The sequence below is a fragment of the Pseudomonas sp. PDM28 genome, assembly GCF_019219115.1.
Lineage (GTDB): Bacteria > Pseudomonadota > Gammaproteobacteria > Pseudomonadales > Pseudomonadaceae > Aquipseudomonas > Aquipseudomonas laurylsulfatiphila.
On record NZ_JAHUWG010000019.1, the window covers coordinates 1 to 23528 of the forward strand.

At 61.7% G+C, this 23528-nt stretch carries 14 protein-coding genes; 9 read left to right on the forward strand and 5 right to left on the reverse strand.

Going from position 1 to position 23528, the window contains the following annotated elements; genetic code table 11:
- Positions 1–662 precede the first annotated feature (662 nt).
- Positions 663–3374, forward strand: coding sequence for a C2H2-type zinc finger protein (locus KW841_RS29185; RefSeq protein ID WP_218480722.1), 2712 nt, complete (start codon positions 663–665; stop codon positions 3372–3374).
- A gap of 50 nt (positions 3375–3424) precedes the next feature.
- Here the strand turns inward: KW841_RS29185 and KW841_RS29190 are convergent, their stop codons facing one another.
- Positions 3425–4477, reverse strand: a complete 1053-nt coding sequence (locus KW841_RS29190) for an AraC family transcriptional regulator (RefSeq protein ID WP_218480723.1) — start codon at positions 4475–4477, stop codon at positions 3425–3427.
- A gap of 354 nt (positions 4478–4831) precedes the next feature.
- Between KW841_RS29190 and KW841_RS29195 the strand changes: the two genes are divergently transcribed.
- From KW841_RS29195 to KW841_RS29230, 8 genes are all read left to right on the forward strand, one after another.
- Positions 4832–5398, forward strand: coding sequence for an alpha/beta hydrolase (locus KW841_RS29195; protein ID WP_218480724.1), 567 nt, complete (start codon positions 4832–4834; stop codon positions 5396–5398).
- A 123-nt stretch (positions 5399–5521) separates the two neighbouring features.
- Positions 5522–7525 (forward strand): DUF1302 domain-containing protein, encoded by a 2004-nt coding sequence (locus KW841_RS29200; RefSeq protein ID WP_218480725.1) that lies wholly within the window; start codon positions 5522–5524, stop codon positions 7523–7525.
- A 41-nt stretch (positions 7526–7566) separates the two neighbouring features.
- Complete coding sequence (locus KW841_RS29205) at positions 7567–8925, forward strand: DUF1329 domain-containing protein (protein ID WP_218480726.1); 1359 nt, start codon at positions 7567–7569, stop codon at positions 8923–8925.
- 203 nt (positions 8926–9128) lie between these two features.
- On the forward strand, positions 9129–10220 hold the full coding sequence (locus tag KW841_RS29210) for a YCF48-related protein (RefSeq protein WP_218480727.1): 1092 nt from the start codon (positions 9129–9131) through the stop codon (positions 10218–10220).
- 16 nt (positions 10221–10236) lie between these two features.
- Complete coding sequence (locus KW841_RS29215; RefSeq protein ID WP_218480728.1) at positions 10237–12756, forward strand: RND family transporter; 2520 nt, start codon at positions 10237–10239, stop codon at positions 12754–12756.
- 6 nt (positions 12757–12762) lie between these two features.
- On the forward strand, positions 12763–14541 hold the full coding sequence (locus KW841_RS29220) for an acyl-CoA dehydrogenase C-terminal domain-containing protein (RefSeq protein ID WP_218480729.1): 1779 nt from the start codon (positions 12763–12765) through the stop codon (positions 14539–14541).
- A 23-nt stretch (positions 14542–14564) separates the two neighbouring features.
- The gene (locus KW841_RS29225; protein ID WP_218480730.1) at positions 14565–16208 is read left to right on the forward strand and encodes a fatty acid--CoA ligase; all 1644 of its coding nucleotides are present in this window, start codon (positions 14565–14567) and stop codon (positions 16206–16208) included.
- 283 nt (positions 16209–16491) lie between these two features.
- Positions 16492–16836: a potassium channel family protein gene (locus tag KW841_RS29230; protein ID WP_218480731.1), complete on the forward strand. Its 345-nt coding sequence runs from the start codon at positions 16492–16494 to the stop codon at positions 16834–16836.
- Positions 16837–16990: 154 nt separating this feature from the next.
- On the opposite strand, the gene KW841_RS29235 is transcribed toward KW841_RS29230, so the two are convergent.
- From KW841_RS29235 to KW841_RS29250, 4 genes are read right to left on the reverse strand one after another with little or no spacing between them, the layout of a single operon-like run.
- Complete coding sequence (locus KW841_RS29235) at positions 16991–17212, reverse strand: formate dehydrogenase subunit delta (RefSeq protein ID WP_007971952.1); 222 nt, start codon at positions 17210–17212, stop codon at positions 16991–16993.
- On the reverse strand, positions 17209–20085 hold the full coding sequence (gene fdhF / locus KW841_RS29240; protein ID WP_218480732.1) for a formate dehydrogenase subunit alpha: 2877 nt from the start codon (positions 20083–20085) through the stop codon (positions 17209–17211). Before fdhF ends, KW841_RS29235 begins: the two co-directional genes overlap by 4 nt.
- Complete coding sequence (locus KW841_RS29245; protein ID WP_218480733.1) at positions 20082–21641, reverse strand: NADH-quinone oxidoreductase subunit NuoF; 1560 nt, start codon at positions 21639–21641, stop codon at positions 20082–20084. Before KW841_RS29245 ends, fdhF begins: the two co-directional genes overlap by 4 nt.
- On the reverse strand, positions 21641–22117 hold the full coding sequence (locus KW841_RS29250) for a formate dehydrogenase subunit gamma (RefSeq protein WP_015093614.1): 477 nt from the start codon (positions 22115–22117) through the stop codon (positions 21641–21643). Before KW841_RS29250 ends, KW841_RS29245 begins: the two co-directional genes overlap by 1 nt.
- Between the last annotated feature and the right edge of the window lie 1411 nt (positions 22118–23528).

The window sequence follows — 23528 nt, forward strand, 5'->3', positions numbered from 1 at the left end:
AGCTCCTACTGGCCTTCGAGGCCTGACTGTAATCGGCATACCACGAGCTTTTCCAATTTTGGCCAGAAGCCGAAGACGGCTTCCATGAATAGGCCTAATACATAGATGCAACGGGGCAGCGGTTTTTCAAAAGCGGGTAGACAGTGGGGGCGAGTCCATACATAGGAGCTGGCCTGCCAGCGATGGTCGTTAACGATTACGCGTGTGACCTGGATAAACGCGGCGCACTTGAGTCCATCGCCAGCAGGCTGGCTCCTACAGTTTCAGTGTGGGGGCGGGCCTTTGTGGGAGCTGGCTTGCCAGCGATGGTCGTCAACGATAACGCGTGTTAACCGGATAAACGCGGCGCACGTGAGTCCATCGCCAGCAGGCTGGCTCCTACAGTTTTAGCGTGGGCACGGCCCCCTGTGGGAGCTGGCTTGCCTGCGATGGTCGTTAACGATAACGCGGGTGAACTGGATGAACGCGGCGCACTGGAGTCCATCGCCAGCAAGCTGGCTCCTACAGTTTTATCGTGGGCACGGTCCCTTGTGGGAGCTGGCTTGCCAGCGATTGAAGGCGCAGCCGTCGTCGGCGTTGCAGGGTGCGCACGTTCATGCCCTGGCTTCACCTGTAATTTCTGACAGTAGACGCTGGCCGACCGCGAATGCTATCCAGAGCCGATGAACAATCCCTCTGTGCATCACGCCACGCCCACCCTCACGGTCATGGATCCGCGAGGGCTCGCTGTGCGTGGTGTGACCTACTGGCGCGCGGCGGTCGGACAAACGCCCGAGGCGCGGGTCACGCGACAGGTATTCGATGCGGCGGGGCGTGGGGTTGAACAGTGGGATTCGCGGTTGGCTGCGCCGGCGATGCGCAATGGCTTTAGTTTGCCGGGGCAGGTCTTGGCGACGGACAGCGTCGATGCCGGTTGGCGGGTGTTACTGCTGGGGCAAGCCGGTGAAACCCTGAGCCAGTGGGACAGCCGAGGCTCGCGGCAGGACTTTGAATACGACACCTCGCTACGCCCGACGGCGGTGTTGGAGCAGGCACGTGGTGAGGCGGGGCGGGTGGTTGAACGCTTCAAGTATGGCGCCTCCGATATCGAGGTCGGCAATCAATGTGGTCGACTGATTCGCCACGACGATCCAGCCGGCACCCGGCATATGCCCGAGTACGATTTGCTGGGGCTGGCGCAAAGTGAAATCAGCCACTTTCTCACGGAGTTGGACACGCCCGATTGGCCGCTGGACGAGTCGGTACGTGATGCATCACTTGAATCCGGGGTGGGGCTGGAGAGTCGCTGGTCTTACAGTCCGGCGGGGGATTTGCTGAGCCTCATCGATGCCAGCGGCCACCGTCGGCGATTCGGTTACACCGTGGCCGGGCAGGTCAAGGAGGGCTGGCTGCAACCGGCGAATAGCCCGGCCCCCGGCCAGTGCCTGGTCCACGATATTCGCTACAACCCGAGCCATCAGGTCGAACGGGAAACCGCCGGCAACGGCGTGGTTACCGAAGCCGAGTACGCCCCCAGCGACGGCCGCTTGCTGCGTTTGGCCGCCGGGTTGCCGAAGGCTCCACCATTGCAGGACCTGCGTTACGAAGTCGATGCGGCTGGCAACATCGTGGGCATCAAGGACCACGCATTGCCGGTGCGTTTCTACAAAAACCAGCGCGTCGACGCGCTGCGGAGCTTCGGCTACGACAGCCTCGGTCAGTTGATCAGTGCCACGGGTTGGGAGGCCGAGCGATCTTCGGTTTATCCCATCAGCCAGTACCGAACCTCAGCAGACCCCAACGCCGTATTCAACTATCGCGAAGAGTACGACTACGACCCGGCCGGCAACATGACCGAACTGCGGCACCTCGGCGCGCAACCCTTCACGCGGCGCTGGACTGTTGCCGCGAACAGCAATCGCAGCTTGCTCGAAGAGGATCAGACGCTGGATTTCGACAACCACTTCGACCGCAATGGCAACTTGCGTTTCCTGCAGCGTGGCCAAGCCATGACCTGGGATGTGCGCAACCAACTGACCAGCGTGTCGCCGGTACAACGGGAGAATGAAGCCGACGACACCGAACGCTACCTCTACGGCGGCGGAGGCAAGCGCCTGCGCAAAGTCCGCACGGCCCTGACCGATGCTCGAACCGTGATCACCGAAGTACGCTACCTGCCGGGACTGGAAATCCACTTTCGCAACGGCGCCCCTGTGCACCAGGTGCTTGACCTGGAGGCCGGGCGCAATCGGGTGACATGGCTGCAAGGGCCGCATGCGCCGACGTTCGCGTTGCGCTACCACCTGACCGACCATCTGGGCTCCGGCACGCTGGAACTCGACGACCACGCCAACGTGCAAAGCCGGGAAGCGTATTACCCGTTCGGCGGCACGGCGTGGGAGGACCACAGCGACCAGAGCGGCGTGTGGAAAACCATTCGTTATTCAGGCAAGGAGCGGGATGCGACCGGGTTGTATTACTACGGTTATCGGTATTTTGCGCCGTGGTTGAGTCGCTGGATCAATCCCGATCCGGCGGGGGCGGTGGATGGGTTGAATCTGTATGGGTTTGTGGGGAATTCGCCGGTGAGTTTTACGGACGGTGATGGAAGAGTAAGGGTGTCTGTCGAAGAGTTTCGAAAGGCTGGTGGGGTACTCCGTACCAAAAAAGAGTTGGCGGAGGATGCCCGAAGGGCTTTTTGGGGCGACGTTCGTCAAGGGCTTCAGGGGTCTATCATTGGAAATAACGAAGGCGATTCCGACCCGGATGATACTGAATCAACTCAACCTCAACCTCAACCGACAACGGTCGCTCCGGTGTCTCTCATCCCCGGCTCGTCGGGCGTTTCACCCGAAGGGCTAAATCCACATACCTGCTCCATGTGCGGTAAATTTTTTTCAAACAAGCAAAATCTTGCACGGCATCTAAAAAAACATACCGGGGAGAAACCTTTCACCTGTGATGGACCGGAATGTAGCAAAGCGTTTGCGCGGGCGGATCAACTGGCTTTACATCGTCGAATTCATACTGGCGAGCAGCCCTATATTTGCACGGAGCCGGGGTGTAACAAAGCGTTTAACCAGTCGTCGAATCTCGCCCAACATCGTCGAAGGCATACTAGCGAGCAGCGCTATAGTTGCACGGAGCCGGGGTGTAACAAAGCGTTTAGCCAGGCGCCGAGTCTCGCCCGACATCGTCGAATACATACGGGCGAGCAGCGCTATATTTGCTCGGAGCCGGGGTGTAACCAAGCGTTTAGCCAGTCGTCGAGTCTCACCCGACATCGTCGAACGCATAATGGCGAGCAGACCTATAGTTGCGAGGCACCGGGGTGTAAGAAAGTATTTAAGCAGTCGTGGAATCTCGTCCGGCATCGTCGAAAACATGCCGATTAGCTGCTTTTCAACTGCAAGTGTCATGTCGGGGTATCGGTGGTCTCGACGAATCAGGGTGCTTTGGGAACAACCTGCCCCACCGCATCCACCTGCACTTTCACACCCCCCTGCTTCTGAGCCCGCCAAGTCGCCGGCGGCATCCCGAACTGACTGATAAACCACCGCGTAAACGAACTCGCCATCGAATACCCAAGCATGTCGGCAATCCGACTCAGCGAGTAGTTCGGGTTGTCCAGATAACGCAGCACCAGGTCTCGACGCACGTCGTTGATCACGTCGTTGAAGGCGCAGCCGTCGTCCTTGAGGCGGCGTTGCAGGGTGCGCACGTTCATGCCCTGGCTCTGGGCGACCTGTTCGATGGTGGCGCGTCCCATGGGCAGCAGCAGGTAGATCGCCTTGCGTACTTCGAACAGCATCGAGGTGCCTTCGTGGCCCTGCAGCGAGTCGAGGTAGCTCTGGGCGTAGCGGGCCATGGCCGGGTCGGCGTTGGGGTTGGTCATGTCGAGGCTGATGTCGGGGCAGACGATGCCGTTGAACTCGCTGCCGAACTCCAGTTTGCAACCAAACAACCGGCGGTGCAGGTGCAGGTTGTCCGGTGCCTGGTGCATGAAGTTGACGCTGTAGGGATGCCAGTGTGAGCCCAGCAGGGCCGAGCACAGCCGGAACATCACGCCGATCGCCAGCTCCGTGGCCTGGCGGCTGGGCATGGGTGTTTCGGTGACCACCTCTTCGCGAATGATCACCATCTTGCCGGCCTCTTCGATGAAGATGGCCAGCGAGTCGTTCATCAGGTGTCGGTAATCCACCACGACCTGCAAGGCATCGCGCAGGGTGCGCTGGTGGCTGAGCAGCAGGCTGACCACGCCGAAGTCCGAGAGCTGGCGCGACTCGGCCATGCTCAGGCCGAAGGTCTGGCAACCGCTGGCGGTGGCGGAGTCTTCCAGCAGGCGCACGGCGGCATCGATCTGGATGCGGTGTTCAGGGGCTTGCAGTTGGGCCCTGCTCAGGCCGACAGCGGCCAGCACGTCGCGCGGGTTGAAACCCAGGTACTGGGTGACCTCAAGGTAGTTGGTCAAGACGGCGGCGCGAACAAGCTTGGTCATGCGAGGGCTTCCCTGTGCCGGTGGCGATTGGCGTGAGCGTGGCGACTATATCCAGCGTATCAACAGTTGAACAGTTGTCATGTCGTCGATGGTTTTCATGCTGTGCGCTCACCCATCTTCTACGCTGCAGGGAGCCATCAGCGCTCATCCGTTGATTACAGTGACCTTGCGCCAACCTGCGGGGTTTTTAGACCGGCGGTCACGCGTCTGAGTGTCCGACAATTTGTCATCAAAAGAAAAGTGCCTGACGTCCAATGTAAAGCGCTTCGGGTGGGCGCTCTTTAATGTCGACCCTACAAAAAGCCCCTGGCGAAAACAGCCAGTCGAGTTATCGAGAAAGCGAAGGTGTTGACCGTGGACAAACTGCAAACTGCCGCCACCGTTCTGATCGTTCCAGGTCTGCGCGAGCACGTGGCCGAACATTGGCAAACGTTGCTGCAAGCCAGGCTGAGCAACGTGCGTAGCGTCCCGCCGCTGGAGACCGACAAGCTCGATTGCATGGCTCGCGTGCGGGCCATCCAGCACGAACTCGAGCAGATCGACGGGCCGGTGATTCTGGTGGCCCACAGTGCCGGCGTACTGATGGTCGCGCACTGGGCTGCGCACTACAGCCGTCCGATCAAGGGCGCTTTGCTGGCCGCGCCACCGGACCTCGATGCGGTCTGGCCGGCAAACTATCCATCTTCCGAAACCCTGCGTAGCCAGGGCTGGAATCCTCTGCCACAAGGCCCGCTGCCATTTCGCAGCATCGTGGCCGGCAGCACCAACGATCACCTTGCCACGCTGCCTGCGGTCGCCCGCATGGCAGAAGGCTGGGGCGCCGAATTGCTCAATCTGGGCGATGTCGGTCACCTCAATCCGGCCGCAGGATTTGGCCACTGGCCGCAAGCTGAAACACTCATCCTGGAGCTGGACCGCTAGTACAAGGAGCTGGACTGGCAGTACGCCACCGGCATTTGCCCTCATTCCTTAAACGCAAACACGAAGAGGTTTGCGTGAGGGCGGCTGCGCTAAAAACAAATACAAAAAGGCGGAGACAACGCAATGCACAACAACAAGAGTCACGGCTTCACCGCTCCACGCTACACCTTGCTGGCCTCGGCCATTCTCGCGGCAACCGTACCGGTGGCCCATGCGGCCGAAATCGAGACGGGGAATCCGGACTGGAACGTACGGGTGGATAACACCATCAAGTACAACTATGGCGTGCGCACCGAAAGCGCCGACAAACGCATGTTGGGAACGCCGAACAACAACGACGGCGACTACAACTTCCGCAAGGCCGGCACCAACATCACCAACCGTGTCGACCTGTTGACCGAAATGGACGTGGTCTACAAGAACGCCATGGGTTTTCGCGTCAGCGCCGCCAGCTGGTACGACAAGGCCTATGACAACACCGGCTCCAATTCCAACCCGTTCGTCAACGGCAACGATGCGCGTTCGGGCCTGATTGCCAACGACCCGCGCCTGGCCGGGGTCACCCGTGACAACGTCGGCAACGGCAGCCCGCACCTGAGCAACTATGCCCAGCGCTACTACAGCGGTCCTTCCGGTGAAATCCTCGATGCCTTCGTGTTCTACAGCACCGAAGTGGGCGAGGAGTCGATGTTCAGCGCCAAGGCCGGTCAGCACAACGTGTTCTGGGGCGAGACCATTCTCAACCCGGTGCACTCGGTCAGCTATGGCCAGTCCGGCCTCGACCTGGCCAAGCTTGCCGCATCGCCGGGTACCGAGGCCAAGGAACTGTTCGTTCCGCGTAACCAGCTGTCGATGACGTTCACCGTCAATCCCGAGCTGACCGTGGGTGCCCAGTATTTCCTCAATTGGGATGCCGCGCGGCTGCCGGAAGCAGGCACCTATTACGGTGGTTCCGACCTGGTCGGCTTCGGCGCGCAATCGTTCCTGTTGGGCAACACCAACGCCGTGGTCCCGGGCAGCCCGCTGGGTTGTGGCCTGGCGCCGTGCAACGCCTTGACCAATGTGCGTCGCGGCAAGGACCTGACACCGCATGACAGCGGCGACTGGGGCGTCATGGCCAAGTGGTCGCCGGCGTGGCTGGATGGCACCCTCGGCGTTTACTACCGCGAAACTTCGGAAATCCTGCCGCAAGCCTATCTGGACGCCAGGGGCATTACTTCGGCCAACCCGAACGGCACCCGTCCGGCGGGGCAAGTGCCTGCGGTGATCAACACCCTCAATTCGCTGGACACCGCCACCTATCAACTGGCCTATGCCGACAACATCAAGATCCTTGGCCTGAGCCTGTCCAAGGATGTCGGCGGGATCAGCGTCGGTTCGGACCTGAACGTTCGCCACAACATGCCGCTGGCCAGTATCCCGGCGATCGTCAGTACCCGCAGCCCGCTGGGCCTGGGTCAAGGTCTGGGTCTGCTGCCTGCCCGTACGGACGCCACCGGTGTGGTCTACGACACCCCGAGCCGTGGCGACAGTATGAGCGCCACAGGCGACACCCTGCACTGGACACTCAACGGTCTGATGACCCTGCCGAAAACCCCGGTGTTCGATCAGGCCACCGTGCTGGCCGAGCTGTACTACAGCAACCTGCTCAAGCTCGATAGCAAGAACGAAGCGCTCTACAAGGGCAAGGACAGCTATCGCGGCATCGACGCGCCGACCCGTGACAACTGGGGTCTGGCAGTCAACTTCACACCGACCTGGTACCAGGTGTTCCCCGGTGTCGATCTCAACGCACCGATGTCCGTCAACGTCGGTCTCGACGGTGTGTCGCCGGTCTCCGGTGGCGGTGCCAAGGACACCGGCAACTATGCCGTGGGCGTGGGCGCCATTGTGTACAACAAATACTTTGTCGACCTGAAGTACGTGGACTCCTTTGGCCAGACCGACAAGTGCAACGTCAGCGGTGTGAGTACCGGCCCGAACGGCGGCGACGGCTCCACCCCGAACGCCTTCAGCGGCAACGAAAACTACGCCTGCTACGCCGGCGGCTACTCGTCCTTCTCCGGAGGGGGTGCCACGACCGAGGACCGTGGCGCCCTGTACCTGACGATGAAAACAACATTCTGATTCACCACTGATTTGCTCAATGCAAGCAGGAGAATAACAAGATGAAATTTGTACAAACCGTGTTGGCCGCTTCGCTGGCCATGGTCTTCGCCGCCCAGGCACAGGCCGCTGTTTCAGCCCAGGAAGCTGCCAAACTGGGCACCAGCCTGACACAGGTAGGGGCTGAAAAAGCCGGGAACGCCGATGGCTCCATTCCCGCCTACAACGGTGGCCTGACCACCGCGCCAGCCAGCTTCAAAGCTGGCGACAGCATGCGTCCGGATCCGTTTGCCAGTGAAAAACCGCTGGTGGTGATCGACGGCAAGAACGTCGATCAATACAAGGGACTGCTCACGGCAACCACGGTAGAACTGGCCAAGCGTTTCCCGACGTTCCGTGTCGACGTGTTCCCGACGCACCGCACCGTTTCGCTGCCTCAAGCGATTCTGGATAACGGCGTGAAGAACGCCAGCGGCGCCAAGTCCCTGGAAGGTGGCCTGGCCATCGACAACGTGTTGCCGGGCATTCCGTTCCCGATTCCGCAGTCGGGCAACGAAGCGATGTGGAACTTCCTGCTGCGCTACCAGGGCGTCAGCATCAGCTCCAAGTACGACTCCTGGAACGTCGACTCCGCCGGTGTGCCAAGCTTGGCGACCACCGGGCAGGCGAACATCTCCTACCCGATCTATGAAAACCTCTCGCAGCCGATCAGCAGCGCCGACGTGTACTACCAGATGAAGCTGGCGTACACCGGCCCTGCGCGCCGTGCCGGCGAGGCGATCATGCTCAAGGACGCCGCCAACCCCTTGCAGCAGCCGCGTCGTGCCTGGCAGTACTTGCCGGGTCAGCGTCGGGTGAAACTGGCGCCGAGCCTGGCGTACGACACGCCTAACCCGGGTACCGCCGGTGCGGGCACCTACGATGACGTGTTCGTGTTCAACGGTGCGCTGGACCGCTACGACTGGAAGCTGGTGGGCAAGCAGGAAATGATCGTGCCCTACAACACCTACAAGCTGACCTACGTCCAGGATCCGAAGTCGCTGACCACTGCCAATCACCTGTCGCCTGACTTCGTGCGCTGGGAAAAACACCGCGTGTGGGTCGTCGAAGGCAACCTCAAGGCCGGTGCCCGTCACATCTACGCCAAGCGCCGCTTCTACCTCGACGAAGACAGCTGGACCGCTCTGGCCTCGGATCAATATGACGCCCGTGGTCAGCTCTATCGTGGTTCTTTCGCCTTCCTCAGCCAGAGCTATGACAAGCAGGTTCCGGATTCGACGCCCTTCATGATCTACGACCTGGTGGGTGGTTCGTACAACATCAACGGTGTGGTCGGCCCTTACGGCGGCATCAAGTACATCGAGCCGCTCTCCAAGGCGCAGTGGTCATCGGAATCCCTGGCAGGCGCCGGCATTCGCTAAGTCACGATCCACTGTGGGAGCGAGCTTGCTCCGGGCGGCGTTCCGACGATGGACCAGAAGGCGACGCGGGCATCCAGACAGCACGCGTCATCGTTCACGACCATCGCGAGCAAGCTCGCTCCCACATGACCTGCACGGCGCGAGGTTTGAACGTCAGGCACACGCAAGTGTGCCTCGACGCGGTTTTCCGAAGAGGACGCAGCATGTGTTCGTATAAAAATAATATTGTGCGTTTGGCGTTCGGCGTTGTGCTCGGCCTGTCGCAGGGCGTCGCCCAGGCGGCCGATTACGTCGATGTACTGGACCTGCCCGCCAGGGTCAGTGCCTTGGCGATCAACAGCCCGTTGTCCGGCATGACCCGCGCCGGCGGGCGCGTGATTACCGTCGGCCAGCGTGGCCATATTCTGTTTTCCGATGATGCCGGTCAGCATTGGCAGCAGGCCGCCGTGCCGGTCAGCGCCGATCTCACCGCCGTGAATTTTTCAACGCCAGCCCAGGGCTGGGCGGTCGGTAACGACGGTGTAGTGCTGCACAGCAGCGACGCCGGCGCGACCTGGAACAAGCAACTCGACGGTCGCCAGATCGGCGAATTGCTGATCAAGCATTACACGGCGCTGGCCAAGGCCGAGCCGGGCAACGAGCAATGGCCCCAGTTGGCCATGGAAGGCCAACGACTAGTCGATCAGGGCGCGGACAAACCGCTGCTCGACGTCTGGTTCGCCAACGAAAAAACCGGCTATGTGGTCGGCGTGTTCAACCTGATCCTGCGCACCGACGACGGCGGCCAGACCTGGACGCCGTTCCAGGACCGCACCGACAACCCTCAGGGCTTTCACCTCAACGCCATCGCCTCCACTGGCGATGCGTTGTACATCGCCGGCGAGCAAGGCCTGTTGCTCAAGTGGGACGACAACGCCCAACGCTTCAATGCCGTGCCGACGCCGTATCAGGGCAGCTTCTTCGGCGTGCTTGGCAAGCCTGGCGAAGTGCTGGTCTACGGCCTGCGCGGCAACGTGCTGCGCAGCACCGATGGCGGCCAGAGCTGGACTGCGCTGGACAGCGGCCTGCGCGTCAGCATCACCGCGGGCCTGATCGATGCCCGTGGCAATTATCGCTTGTTCACCCAGGGCGGGCAGATGCTGGTCAGCCAGGGGACGGGCGCGCAGATGCATCTGGTGCGGCAACCGGCACCGACGCCGGTCGCCGGCGCAGCCCAGTCCACCGACGGCGCACTGGTGCTGGCGGGAAGCCGTGGTGCCCGGACGCTGTCCGCCGATCCAGCCCTCGAACCCTAAGAGCGAGAACCCAGACATGGGCAACATCAAACAAGACGCCATGCCGGTGATCCGCGATCTGCGTGATTTCGACCACCGCTCCGGCAACCGCCTGGAACGCCTGGTGTTCAACTTCCGTCCGCTGTTCATGCTGCTGATGGCCCTGGCCACCGTGGTGCTCGGCTACATGGCGGCGACGCGCCTGGAGCTGCGTCCCAGCTTCGAAAAGATGATTCCGCAGAGCCAGCCGTACATCCAGAACTTCCTGGAGAACCGCGCCTCCCTGCGCGGGTTGGGCAACTCGGTGCGCGTGGTGGTGGAGAACACCCAGGGCGATATTTTCGATCCCGAATACCTCGACGTACTCAAGCAGGTCAACGACCAACTGTTCCTCACCGAAGGCGTCGACCGCGCCTGGATGAAGTCGCTGTGGAGCCCGGCGGTACGCTGGACCGAAGTCACCGAGGACGGTTTCCAAGGTGGCCCGGTGATGCCCGACACCTATTCAGGGCGGCCTGAACAGATCGAACAACTGCGCCAGAACATTTCCCGCGCCGGCATTGTCGGCAGCCTGGTGGCCAGCGACTTCAAGTCGACCATGCTGATCGTGCCGCTGATGGACAAAGCCGCCGCCGGTGGCCAGCGCATCAACTACCACGCGTTCTCGCAGATGCTCGAAGAGCAGTTGCGCGACAAGATCGAATACGCCGGCGACAGCGCTGCGCGCAAATCCGGGGTAGAAGGCTCCGGCCATTACAAGGTGCGGGTTATCGGCTTCGCCAAACTGATGGGCGACCTGATCGACGGCCTGATCCAGGTGATGATGTTCTTCGGTCTGGCCGTCGTCACTTCACTGGCCATCATCTACGCCTACACCCGTTGCGTGCGCAGCACCTTGCTGGTGGTCGGCTGCTCGCTGGTCGCGGTGGTCTGGCAACTGGGCATCGTCGCCTGGCTCGGTTACGCCATCGATCCGTACTCGGTGCTGGTGCCGTTTTTGATCTTCGCCATCGGCGTGTCCCACGCCGCGCAGAAGATGAACGGCATCATGCAGGACATCGCCCGTGGCACCCACAAGCTGATCGCCGCGCGTTATACCTTCCGCCGTCTGTTCATCGCCGGCGTCACTGCATTGCTGGCCGATGCCGTTGGCTTTGCGGTACTGATGCTGATCGACATCCCGGTGATCCAGGACCTGGCGATCACCGCCAGCATCGGCGTCGCCGTGCTGATCTTCACCTCGCTGTTGCTGATGCCGGTGGCGCTGTCCTATATCGGAGTTGGCGCCAAGGCCGCCGAGCGCGCGCTGAAAATCGACACCCGTGCCGAAAAGCATAAAGGCTTCGGCCGGTTGTGGGACGCGCTCGATCGCTTCACCACCGCCAAGTGGGCCACAGGCGCCGTGCTGGTCGCGGTGCTGATGGGTATTGGCGGCTACGTGGTCAGCCTCAACCTGAAGATCGGCGACCTGGAAAGCGGTGCGCCGGAATTGCGCGCCGACTCGCGCTACAACCGCGACAACGCCTACATCACCCAGCACTACGCGCTGTCCAGTGACCTGTTCGCGGTGATGATCAAGACCGCGCCGGAAGGCTGCCTGAACTACAAGACCCTGGTGCTCGCCGACCGCCTGGCCTGGGAGCTGCAACAGTATCCGGGCGTGCAGGCCACGGCTTCGCTGGTCAACGCGGTACGGCAGATCACCGCCGGCACCTACGAAGGCAACCCCAAGCTCAACAGCATCCAGCGCAACCAGGACGTATTGAACTACGCCGCGCAGCAAGCCTCGGTCAACTCCCCGGAGCTGTTCAACACCGAGTGCTCGCTGATGCCGGTGATCGCGTTCCTCAAGGATCACAAGGCCGAAACCCTCGATGCGGTGGTGGCGATTGCAGACAAGTTCGCCAAAGAAAACAGCAGCGACGATCGCCAGTTCCTGCTCGCCGCCGGCAGCGCCGGGATCGAGGCGGCGACCAACATCGTGGTGCGCGAAGCCAATCACACCATGCTGCTGTACGTGTACGCGGCGGTGACGTTGTTCTGCCTGATCACCTTCCGCAGCTGGCGGGCCACGCTGGTGGCGCTGTTGCCCCTGGTGCTGACCTCGATCCTCTGTGAGGCCCTGATGGTGGCCATGGGCATCGGCGTGAAAGTCGCGACCCTGCCGGTGATCGCCCTCGGTGTCGGCATCGGCGTGGACTACGCCCTGTACCTGCTCAGCGTGCAACTGCACTTCCAGCGCCAGGGCCTGCCGCTGTCCCAGGCCTACCGCAACGCCGTGTCCTTTACCGGCCGGGTGGTCGGCCTGGTGGGCATCACCCTCGCCGCCGGCGTGGTGTGCTGGGTCTGGTCGCCGATCAAGTTCCAGGCCGACATGGGCATCCTGCTGACCTTCATGTTCCTGTGGAACATGCTCGGTGCGCTGATCCTGATTCCGGCCCTGTCGTATTTCCTGCTGCGCGAACGGGTCCCGCAGCCGGGTTCCGCTACCGCCGCCGACAACACTGAATCCACTGAACGTCCGGGCATGCCCCATGCCCTGACCACTTCCGAGTAAGCCAAGATGTCTGAATACAAAGCTCCCCTGCGCGACATGCGCTTCGTACTCAACGAGGTTTTCCAGGTGTCCCGGCTCTGGGCCAGTTTGCCCGGCCTGGCCGACGTGATCGATGAAGAAACCGCCGCTGCCATCCTCGAAGAGGCCGGCAAGATCACTGGCGAAGTCATCGCACCCTTGAACCGCGCCACCGACGAGCAGGGCTGTACCTGGAGCAATGGTTCGGTCACCGCGCCAGAGGGTTTTGCCGGGGCCTATCAAGCCTTCGCCGAGGGTGGTTGGGTCGGTGTCGGCGGTGATCCGCAGTACGGCGGCATGGGCATGCCCAAGGCGATTTCGGCGCAGGTCGAAGAGATGGTCAACTCGGCCAGCCTGTCGTTCGGCCTGTACCCGATGCTGACCGCCGGTGCCTGCCTGTCGATCAAGGCCCACGCCAGCGAAGAGCTCAAGCAACGCTATCTGCCAAACATGTACGCCGGCACCTGGACCGGTTCGATGTGCCTGACCGAAGCCCACGCCGGCACCGACCTGGGCCTGATTCGCACCAAGGCCGAACCCCAGGCCGATGGCAGTTACAAGGTCAGCGGCAGCAAGATCTTCATCACCGGCGGCGACCACGACCTGACCGAGAACATCATCCATCTGGTACTGGCGCGCCTGCCGGATGCACCGGCGGGGCCGAAGGGCATCTCGCTGTTCCTGGTGCCCAAGGTGCTGGTCAACGCCGACGGTTCGCTGGGTGAAAACAATGCGCTGTCGTGTGGCTCCATCGAACACAAGATGGGCATCAAGGCCTCCGCCACCTGCGTGATGAACTTCGATGGCGCCACCGGCTGGATCGTCGACGCGCCGAACAAAGGCCTGGCGGCGATGTTCACCATGATGAACTACGAGCGTCTGGGTGTGGGCATCCAGGGCCTGGCCCAGGGCGAGCGTTCCTACCAGAACGCCGTCGCGTACGCCCGCGACCGTCTGCAAAGCCGTGCGCCAACCGGTGCGCAGAACAAGGACAAGGCCGCCGACCCGATCATCGTGCACCCGGACGTGCGCCGCATGCTGTTGACCATGAAAGCCTTGAACGAAGGCGGCCGTGCGTTCTCCAGCTACGTCGCGTTGCAACTGGACACGGCCAGGTACAGCGAAGACGAAGTCACGCGTAATCGCGCGCAAGAACTGGTGGCACTGCTGACTCCGGTGGCCAAGGCGTTCCTCACCGACATGGGCCTGGAAACCACCTTGCACGGTCAGATGGTCTTCGGCGGCCACGGCTACATTCGCGAGTGGGGCCAGGAGCAACTGGTGCGCGACGTGCGCATCACGCAGATCTACGAAGGCACCAACGGCATCCAGTCCCTGGACCTGGCCGGGCGCAAGATCGTCGGCAGCGGCGGGGCGCTCTACCGCTTGTTCGCCTCGGAAATCCGCAACTTTACCGCTAACGCCGCTGCGGACCTCGACGAGTTCACCAAGCCGCTGAATGCCGCCGTGGACACCCTCGACGAGCTGACCGCGTGGCTGCTGGACCGGGCCCAGGGCAACCCGAACGAAATCGGCGCGGCCTCGGTCGAGTACCTGCACGTGTTTGGCTACACCGCGTACGCCTACATGTGGGCGCGCATGGCCAAGGCCGTCATCAACGGGGATGCCGAAGACGACTTCTACACCAGCAAACTGGCCACCGCGCGTTTCTACTTCGCCCGGTTGCTGCCGCGTATCCACTCGTTGAGCGCATCGGTCAAGGCCGGTAGTGACTGCCTCTACGAGCTGAAAGCCGATCAGTTCTGATCGAAGGACAAGGAACTCCAACCATGCTGAAAACAAAAATAATTCCGCCTGCCGACGGCGCTTATGCCTATCCCTTGCTGATCAAGCAATTGCTGCTGTCCGGCGTGCGTTACGAGCCGGGCCGGGAAATCGTCTACGCCGACAAACTGCGCTACAGCTACCAGACGCTGAACCAGCGCATCCGCCGCCTGGCCAATGCGCTGACGGCGGCCGGGGTCAAGGCGGGTGACACCGTGGCCCTGCTCGACTGGGACAGCCACCGCTACCTGGAATGCTTCTTCGCCGTGCCGATGATCGGCGCGGTGCTGCACACGGTGAACATTCGTCTGTCGCCGGAGCAGGTGCTGTTCACCATGAACCACGCCGAGGATGACCTGGTGCTGGTGCATGACGACTTCCTGCCCCTGGTCGAACAGATTCACGGGCGGCTGGAAACCGTAAAAGGCTACCTGCAGCTCACCGATGACGAGGCGACCGCGACCTCGCTGCCGGTGCTCGGTGAGTACGAGCAGTTGCTGTCCCTGGCCCCGGACCAGTACGACTTCCCGGATTTCGACGAGAACTCGGTGGCCACGCTGTTCTACACCACCGGCACCACCGGCGACCCGAAAGGCGTGTACTTCAGCCATCGGCAACTGGTGCTGCACACCCTGAACGCCGTCGGCACCCTGGGCGTCTATCAGGGCCAGCCGCTGCTGCGTTCCGACGATGTGTACATGCCGATCACGCCGATGTTCCACGTGCATGCGTGGGGCGTGCCGTATGTCGCGACCCTGATGGGCATCAAGCAGGTCTACCCCGGTCGCTACGAACCCAATAGCCTGGTCCGACTGTACCGCGAAGAGAAGGTGACCTTCTCCCACTGCGTGCCGACCATCCTGCAGATGATCCTCAACTGCGAGGAAGGCAAGGCAACCCGTTTCGACGGCTGGAAAATGCTCCTCGGCGGCAGTGCCCTGACGCTTGGCATCGCCAGTGAAGCCAGCGCCAAAGGCATGGTGGTGCACGCCGGCTACGGCATGTCGGAAACCTGCCCGTTGCTGTGCCTGACCTACCTGCGCGACGAGGACCTTCAGCTATCCGCCGAAGCCCAGCTGCCGATCCGCATCAAGACCGGCACACCGGTGCCGCTGGTCGACCTGAAGATCATCGACGCCGAGGGCAACGACGTGGCCCATGACGGCGAGTCCCTGGGCGAGATCGTGGTGCGTGCGCCGTGGCTGACCCAGGGCTATCTGAAGGCCCCGGACAAAGGCGCGGAGCTGTGGCACAACGGCTGGCTGCACACCGGCGACATGGCCTCGATCGACAAACAGGGCGGCGTGGAAATCAAGGACCGCATCAAGGACGTGATCAAGACCGGCGGCGAGTGGATCAGCTCCCTGGAACTGGAAAGCCTGATCAGCGAGCACCCGGGCGTCATGTCCGTCGCGGTGGTGGGCATCGTCGATGAGCAGTGGGGCGAACGGCCCATGGCCATGGTGGTGTGCGAGCCGGGGCAATACCTGGATCGTAAGATCCTCGAGACGCACCTGCAAGCCTTCGTCGACGGCGGCCGCATCAACAAATGGGCGATCCCCAAGCAGTTCAAGTTCGTCGCCGAAATCCCCAAGACCAGTGTTGGCAAGATCAACAAGAAGCTGATTCGGGAAACGGAAGTGAACTGAGGGATAAAGCCAGAAACCTTGTAGGAGCGAGCCTGCTCGCGATGGACTAGAGAGCGCTGCGTTTAACCAGGAAACCCGCGTAATCGTTAACGACCATCGCGAGCAGGCTCGCTCCTACAGGGAATCCAGCAGCAGGCGGTTTCCGGATAGCCCGCTTGGCGTCATCTTTGTCATAGTCCTGGCCAGAGATAACGCCCCATTGATCGCAGTTTTCAGCGCTTGTGCCAAGCTGAACGGGGTATTGAACCGCTGTGCATCAGACAATCCCCAGGAAGCCCACGACATGAACCTCACCCGTGCATCAAACGTCCGCCACGAGTTCTACAAGGCCGTCTGGTTCTACTTCAAAGTGGTGTGGCCGATCTTCTCGATACTGCTGCTGGTGATCATTGCGTTCGGCCTCATCATCGCCCACCTGGAAGGGTGGAGCCCGTATGACGGCATCTACTTTGCCTTCGTGACCGGCCTGACCATCGGCTACGGAGAACTGGTGCCCAAACTGGGCGTGTCACGGGTACTGGCGATCCTGCTGGGGTTCAATGGGGTACTGATGACGGCGACGTTTGCGGCGATCAGTGTCCGGGCGATTGAAGTGACGGTGACGGCCGCGAGGAAGGGTGAGGAGTAGGGTGTAGCCTGGCCAGCCCAAATCCCAACCCCAGCACAAATCCCCTGTGGGAGCGAGCTTGCTCGCGATAGCGGTGTATCAGCCAGCAAAAATGCTGAATGTTAAGCCCTCATCGCGAGCACTCGCTCCCACAGTTTTTTTTGCAGCCAGCAGACTAAGCCTCCCAACCCGCCCCACTCACCGCCGCCTGCACCAGCGGGTGCAGGTCCGCCCCTTTATGCTCCGTCTGCCAGGCCAGCAATTCCTTGCGCATGCTCGGCGCCCAGTACATCTGCAGATGATTGCGCACGCTGAGCACCGCCTGTTGCTGGTCCGGCTGGCTGGCAAAGTACTGGGCGATCTGGTTGGCCATCTTGATCAGATTGTCCGTACTCATTTGCGCACCTCGGCTTTCTCGGGATGCCGCCGTTCCTTCAGCAGGCGATGTTGCTCATCAGTGAATTCCTGGAAGCGCTTCTGCCACTCCGAAGGGTGGTAGACGCGGCTGACTTCCACGGCCGTGACCTTGTACTCCGGACAGTTGGTGGCCCAGTCGGAGTTGTCGGTGGTGATCACGTTGGCCCCCGATTCCGGGAAGTGGAAGGTGGTGTACACCACGCCCGGGGCGACCCGTTCGGTGATTCGCGCACGCAGCACGGTCTGCCCGGCGCGGCTGCCGATGCCGACCCAGTCACCTTCGTTGATGCCACGGCTCTCGGCGTCGGTCGGGTGGATTTCCAGGCGGTCTTCGTCGTGCCAGGCGACGTTCTCGGTGCGCCGGGTCTGGGCGCCGACGTTGTACTGGCTGAGGATGCGCCCGGTGGTCAGCAGCAGTGGATAACGAGTGTTGACCTTCTCCTCGGTCGGCACGTAGCCGGTGAGCATGAAACGCCCCTTGCCGCGCACGAACTCCTCGATGTGCATGGTCGGCGTACCGTCCGGCGCCTCGGCGTTGCACGGCCATTGCAGGCTGCCGTGGCGGTCCAGTTCGGCGTAGCTGACGTTGGTGAAAGTCGGCGTCAGGCTGGCGATTTCATCCATGATTTCCGACGGATGTTTGTAATGCATCGGGTAACCCAGGGCATTGGCCAGGGCCACGGTACCTTCCCAGTCGGCCTTGCCGCCCAGCGGGTCCATGACCTTGCGCACCCGGGAGATGCGTCGCTCGGCGTTGGTGAAGGTGCCGTCCTTTTCCAGAAACGAACTGCCCGGCAGGAACACGTGGGCGAACTTGGCGGTTTCGTTGAGGAAAATATCCTGCACCACCACGCATTCCATCGCCGACAAAGCGGCGGTGACGTGCTGGGTATTCGGATCGCTCTGGGCGATGTCCTCACCCTGGCAATACAGGCCCTTGAAACTGCCGCCCAGCGCTGCTTCGAACATGTTGGGAATGCGCAACCCCGGATCAGGTTGCAGGGTGACGTTCCACGCCTGTTCGAACTGCGCCCGCACCACCTCGTTGGAGATGTGCCGATAACCGGGCAACTCGTGAGGGAAAGACCCCATGTCGCAGGAGCCCTGAACGTTGTTCTGCCCCCGCAACGGGTTCACGCCCACGCCTTCGCGGCCGATGTTGCCGGTGGCCATCGCGAGGTTGGCGATGCCCATGACCGCCGTGCTGCCCTGGCTGTGCTCGGTGACGCCGAGGCCGTAGTAGATCGCCGCATTGCCGCCAGTGGCATACAGGCGCGCGGCAGCGCGGATGTCGGCAGCGGGCACACCGCAGATGGCACCCAGCACTTCCGGCGAGTTTTCCGCGCGGCTGACGAACTCACTCCAGTTGGCGAAATCGCTGCCCTCGCAACGGGCGTCGATAAAGGCCTGGTTGAGCAAGCCTTCGGTGACGATGACATGAGCCAGCGCGTTGAGCATGGCGACGTTGGTGCCCGGGCGCAGGGCCAAATGGTATTCGGCGCGGGCATGCACCGAGTCCACCAGATCAATGCGCCGTGGATCGATGACGATCAGCCGCGCGCCTTCACGCAGGCGGCGTTTGAGCTGGGAAGCGAACACCGGGTGGGCGTCGCTGGGGTTGGCGCCCATCACCAGGATCACGTCGGCCTGCATCACCGAATCGAAACTCTGGGTGCCGGCGGACTCGCCCAAGGTCTGTTTCAAGCCATAACCGGTCGGCGAGTGGCAGACTCGCGCACAGGTGTCGACGTTGTTGTTGCCGAACGCGGCGCGCACCAGTTTTTGCACCAGATAGGTTTCTTCGTTGGTGCAGCGGCTGGAGGTGATGCCACCAATGGAGTCGCGGCCGTATTTCTGCTGCAACCGACGGAATTCGCTGGCGGCGTAGGTCACCGCTTCATCCCAGCTGACTTCCTGCCACGGGTCGTTGATGTGCTGGCGGATCATCGGCTTGGTGATGCGATCCGGGTGGGTGGCGTAGCCCCAGGCAAAGCGCCCCTTGACGCAGGAGTGGCCGTGGTTGGCCTGGCCGTTCTTGTCCGGAACCATGCGCACCAGCTGGTCGCCTTTCATCTCGGCGCGGAACGAGCAGCCCACGCCGCAATAGGCACAGGTGGTGATCACGCTGCGTTCGGGCTGGCCCAGTTCGACCACGCTTTTTTCCATCAGGGTCGCGGTAGGGCAGGCTTGTACACAGGCGCCGCAGGACACGCATTCCGAGTCGAGGAAGTTATCCCCACCGGCGGCGGCCACCCGGGATTCAAAACCGCGCCCGGTGATGGTCAGGGCAAAGGTGCCCTGGGTTTCTTCGCAGGCGCGCACGCAACGGTTGCAGACGATGCACTTGCTCGGGTCGTAATCGAAGTAGGGGTTGGAGGTGTCCTTCACATCAGCCAGATGGTTGTCGCCTTCATAGCCGTAACGCACCTCCCGCAGGCCCACCTGACCGGCCACGGTTTGCAGCTCGCAGTTGCCGTTGGCCGAGCAGGTCAGGCAGTCCAGCGGGTGATCGGAGATGTACAGTTCCATGACATTGCGCCGCAGGGTCGCGAGCTTCTGCGTCTGGGTGTGTACGCTCATGCCTTCAGTGACCGGCGTGGTGCAGGACGCCGGATAACCGCGCATGCCATCGATCTCCACCAGGCACATGCGGCAGGAGCCAAAGGCTTCCAGGCTGTCGGTGGCACAGAGTTTCGGAATGGTGGTGCCCAGCAGAGCGGCGGCGCGCATCACCGAAGTGCCTTCGGGCACGCTGATGCTGCGGCCGTCGATGCTCAGGGTGACTTGCACCTCGCTCTCACGGGCAGGAGTGCCGAGGTCGATATCGGTGTTCGGGTCGAAGAGAGTAATCATTGCTCGGCCTCCGAGGGCTGCAAGCCGAAGTCGGCGGGGAAGTGCTTGAGGGCGCTGGCGACCGGAAACGAAACCATGCCGCCCAACGCACATAGCGAACCGTATTGCAGGGTGTCGCACAGGTCCTTGAGGATGATCACCTGCTCATCGCGCCCGCTCTGGTCCGGCGCGGCCAGCAAGCGGTCGATCACCTCCACGCCCCGAGTCGAGCCGATGCGGCACGGCGTGCATTTGCCACAGGATTCCTCGGCGCAGAACTCCATCGCGAAACGCGCCATATGGGCCATGTCCAGGGTGTCGTCAGCCACCACCACACCACCGTGACCGAGCATCGCGCCGATGGCGGCAAAGGCTTCGTAATCCAGCGGCGTGTCGAATTGCGACGGCGGCACCCAGGCGCCGAGCGGGCCGCCCACCTGCGCAGCCTTCAGTGGCCGGCCACTGGCGGTACCGCCGCCGTAGTCTTCCACCAGTTCCCGCAGGGTCAGGCCAAAGGCCCGTTCCACCAGCCCGCCCTGACGAATATTGCCCGCCAGCTGGAAGGGCATAGTGCCCAGGGAACGGCCCATACCGTAATCGCGATAGAACTGCGCGCCCTTGGCCAGAATCTGCGGCACCGAGGCCAGGGTCAGCACGTTGTGCACCAGGGTCGGCTGGCCAAACAGGCCTTTCAAGGCAGGAATCGGCGGCTTGGCGCGGACGATCCCGCGCTTGCCTTCGAGAGAGTCCAGCAGCGCGGTTTCCTCACCGCAGATGTACGCACCGGCACCGACGCGCACTTCCATATCGAAGGCCTGACCGCTGCCGCCAACATTGGCGCCGAGGTAACCGTTCTCCCGGGCAATCTGCAGCGCGTTGCGCAGCGTGGCCACGGCATCCGGATACTCCGAGCGCACATAGATGTAGCCGTAGGTGGCGCCGACGCACAGGCCGGCAATGGCCATGCCTTCGATCAGCAGGAAAGGGTCGCCTTCCATCAGCATACGGTCGGCAAAGGTGCCGGAGTCGCCTTCGTCGGCGTTGCACACGATGTACTTTTGCGCCGCTTCGGTCGCACGCACCGTGCGCCATTTGATCCCGGCGGGGAAGGCTGCGCCGCCACGGCCACGCAGGCCTGAATCGAACACCGCAGTCGCGGTTTGCTCACCGCCAAGGGTGACAGCCCTGTTTAAACCTTCGAAACCACCATGAGCCCGATAATCGTCCAGCGACAGCGGCCGGGTAATGCCGGCGCGGGCGAACAGCAGGCGTTGTTGAGTCTTCAGATAGGGCAATTCTTCCACCAGACCCAAGGCCAGTGGATGGGCAGACGGCTCGCCTTGCAGCGCATCAAGCACGGACGGCACATCAGCCGCGGTCAACGGACCGAAACCGATCCGGCCTTGTGGGCTGTCCACCTCCAGCAACGGTTCCAGCCAATACAGCCCGCGCGAACTGGTGCGCTGCAGTTCCAGCGGCAGATTGCGTTCCCTGGCCTGAGTGATCAGGGCCGTGGATACTTCATCGGCACCCACAGCACGGGCCAGCGAATCACAGGGCAGATAAAGAGTCGGCATCACACGTCCTCCCGGCAAGCGTCGAGCAAGGCATCCAGACGCTCGGCACTGAGCCGCGCATGCACCCGGCCATCCAGTTCCAGAGCGGGCGAACAGGCACAGGCCCCAAGGCAATACACCGGCCGCAAACTGATGCTGCCATCGGCGCTGCTGCCGTGATCGTCCAGTTGCAGCCGTTCACGCAACTGCGCGGCCAACTGCTCGGCACCACGGCTCTTGCACGACTCGGCCCGACACAGCCGCAGGATATGCCGCGCGGGCGGCGCAGTACGGAAGTCATGGTAAAAACTGATCACCCCACGAACCTCGGCCTGGCTCAGGTTCAGGGCATGGGCAATCTCGGGGACGGCGACATCGGGGACGTAACCGATACGCTCCTGAATATCATGAAGAATGGGCAACAGCGCACCCGCAGAGCCCTTGTGGCGCTCCAGCAAACTGTTGACCACAGGCAGGTGCAACATCTCATCAGGCATTCAGCAATCCTCACGGTCACGGACAAACCAGAAGGTCGTCGGTCGTCCGAAAGTGTCGGCTGCGGCACTCACACCACGTCACGGTATCGTGGCAATTCAGGCCGTTGGCCAGGGCACCCTGAGCGGGCATCTTGTTGTGCCCGGCACGGTCTTCGCCGCACCTCTACTGGGCATAAAGGGCAGCTTGCCACGCCGCTATTGATCGACCTGCACCAAAGCGACGTGCTCGGTTCTGCCTACGACTATCCATTAAGTCTAGATGAGTGCCGCAAGGGGCGTTCACACACTGGCCTAATGCCGAAAGGGCCTGTCGATGGCTGATGTATAGCAAGCATTACCGGTGAGAAGAAGCATCAGAACCGAGGGTAATTCTACGAAGCAGATGCGCTGAAGTACGCCGCTAACCCTGTGGGAGCGAGCCTGCTCGCGAAAGCGCCAGCCCAACCACTATCAATGGCGGGGGTGCACCACAATCACGACCCACTGGAGCCAAACAACGCCAGCCAGCTCACCGCAACCCCTGTGGGAGCGGGCTTGCCCGCGAAGGCGCCAGCCCAGCCAACACAACCCCCTGAACTGAACCACAACCCCCTGTAGGAGCGAGCCCGCTCGCGAAAAACCCAAGGCATCCACATGTCCCGCTGAACACCCCGCCCACCGCAACCAAGCCCGCCCGCACAACATCACGCCTGACGCTTGAAACCAAAAGCGATCCCGGCGCGTCGCCCACTACGCTCGGACTTTTTCAACAGGATCGGTCGACAGCTGCCGCTGGCGAGTGACAGCTATGGGGCGAGGCTGTGTAAAAACATTTTAAGGCAGATGCGGCAATGAAAATCGGTGCGAAAAACACGCACCTACGCAAAATCCAGGTCTGCTAACTAACCGGACGTTTGCAGATTCAACGTAGAAGCGAGGACTTCAAAACGGCGTCTGCGTTTTTACACAGCCTGGGTCGTTTTCAGCCTGTCGCGACAGGCAGCAATCCACAGCCAAAAGCGGTCAGTCAGCGTCTACGAAATAAGGGGCGATTTAGTGACGACGTGCTCTGAGTACTCTGCTGCCCTGATGTTTTGTACAGGCCTTGGAAGTTTTCATAGTGGCAACCTAGGCTCTTTGGTAAGGGAAAAGAATTTCTAGGTAGGGGTTGACCACGTATTTTAATACTGTATTATTCGCCTCCCGCTAACGAGCATATTGGTGTTCGTTCAGGCTTAAGTAGTTGATTTTATTAGTAAAATCAAAAACTTTTAAGGTTGCAGTTTGAGAGTGTGTGCTGTAGAGTGCGCGCCTCGGTTGAGACGAAAGATCTTAACCAACCGCTCTTTAACAACTGAATCAAGCAATTCGTGTGGGTGCTTGTGGAGTCAGACTGCTAGTCAACAGATTATCAGCATCACAAGTTACTCCG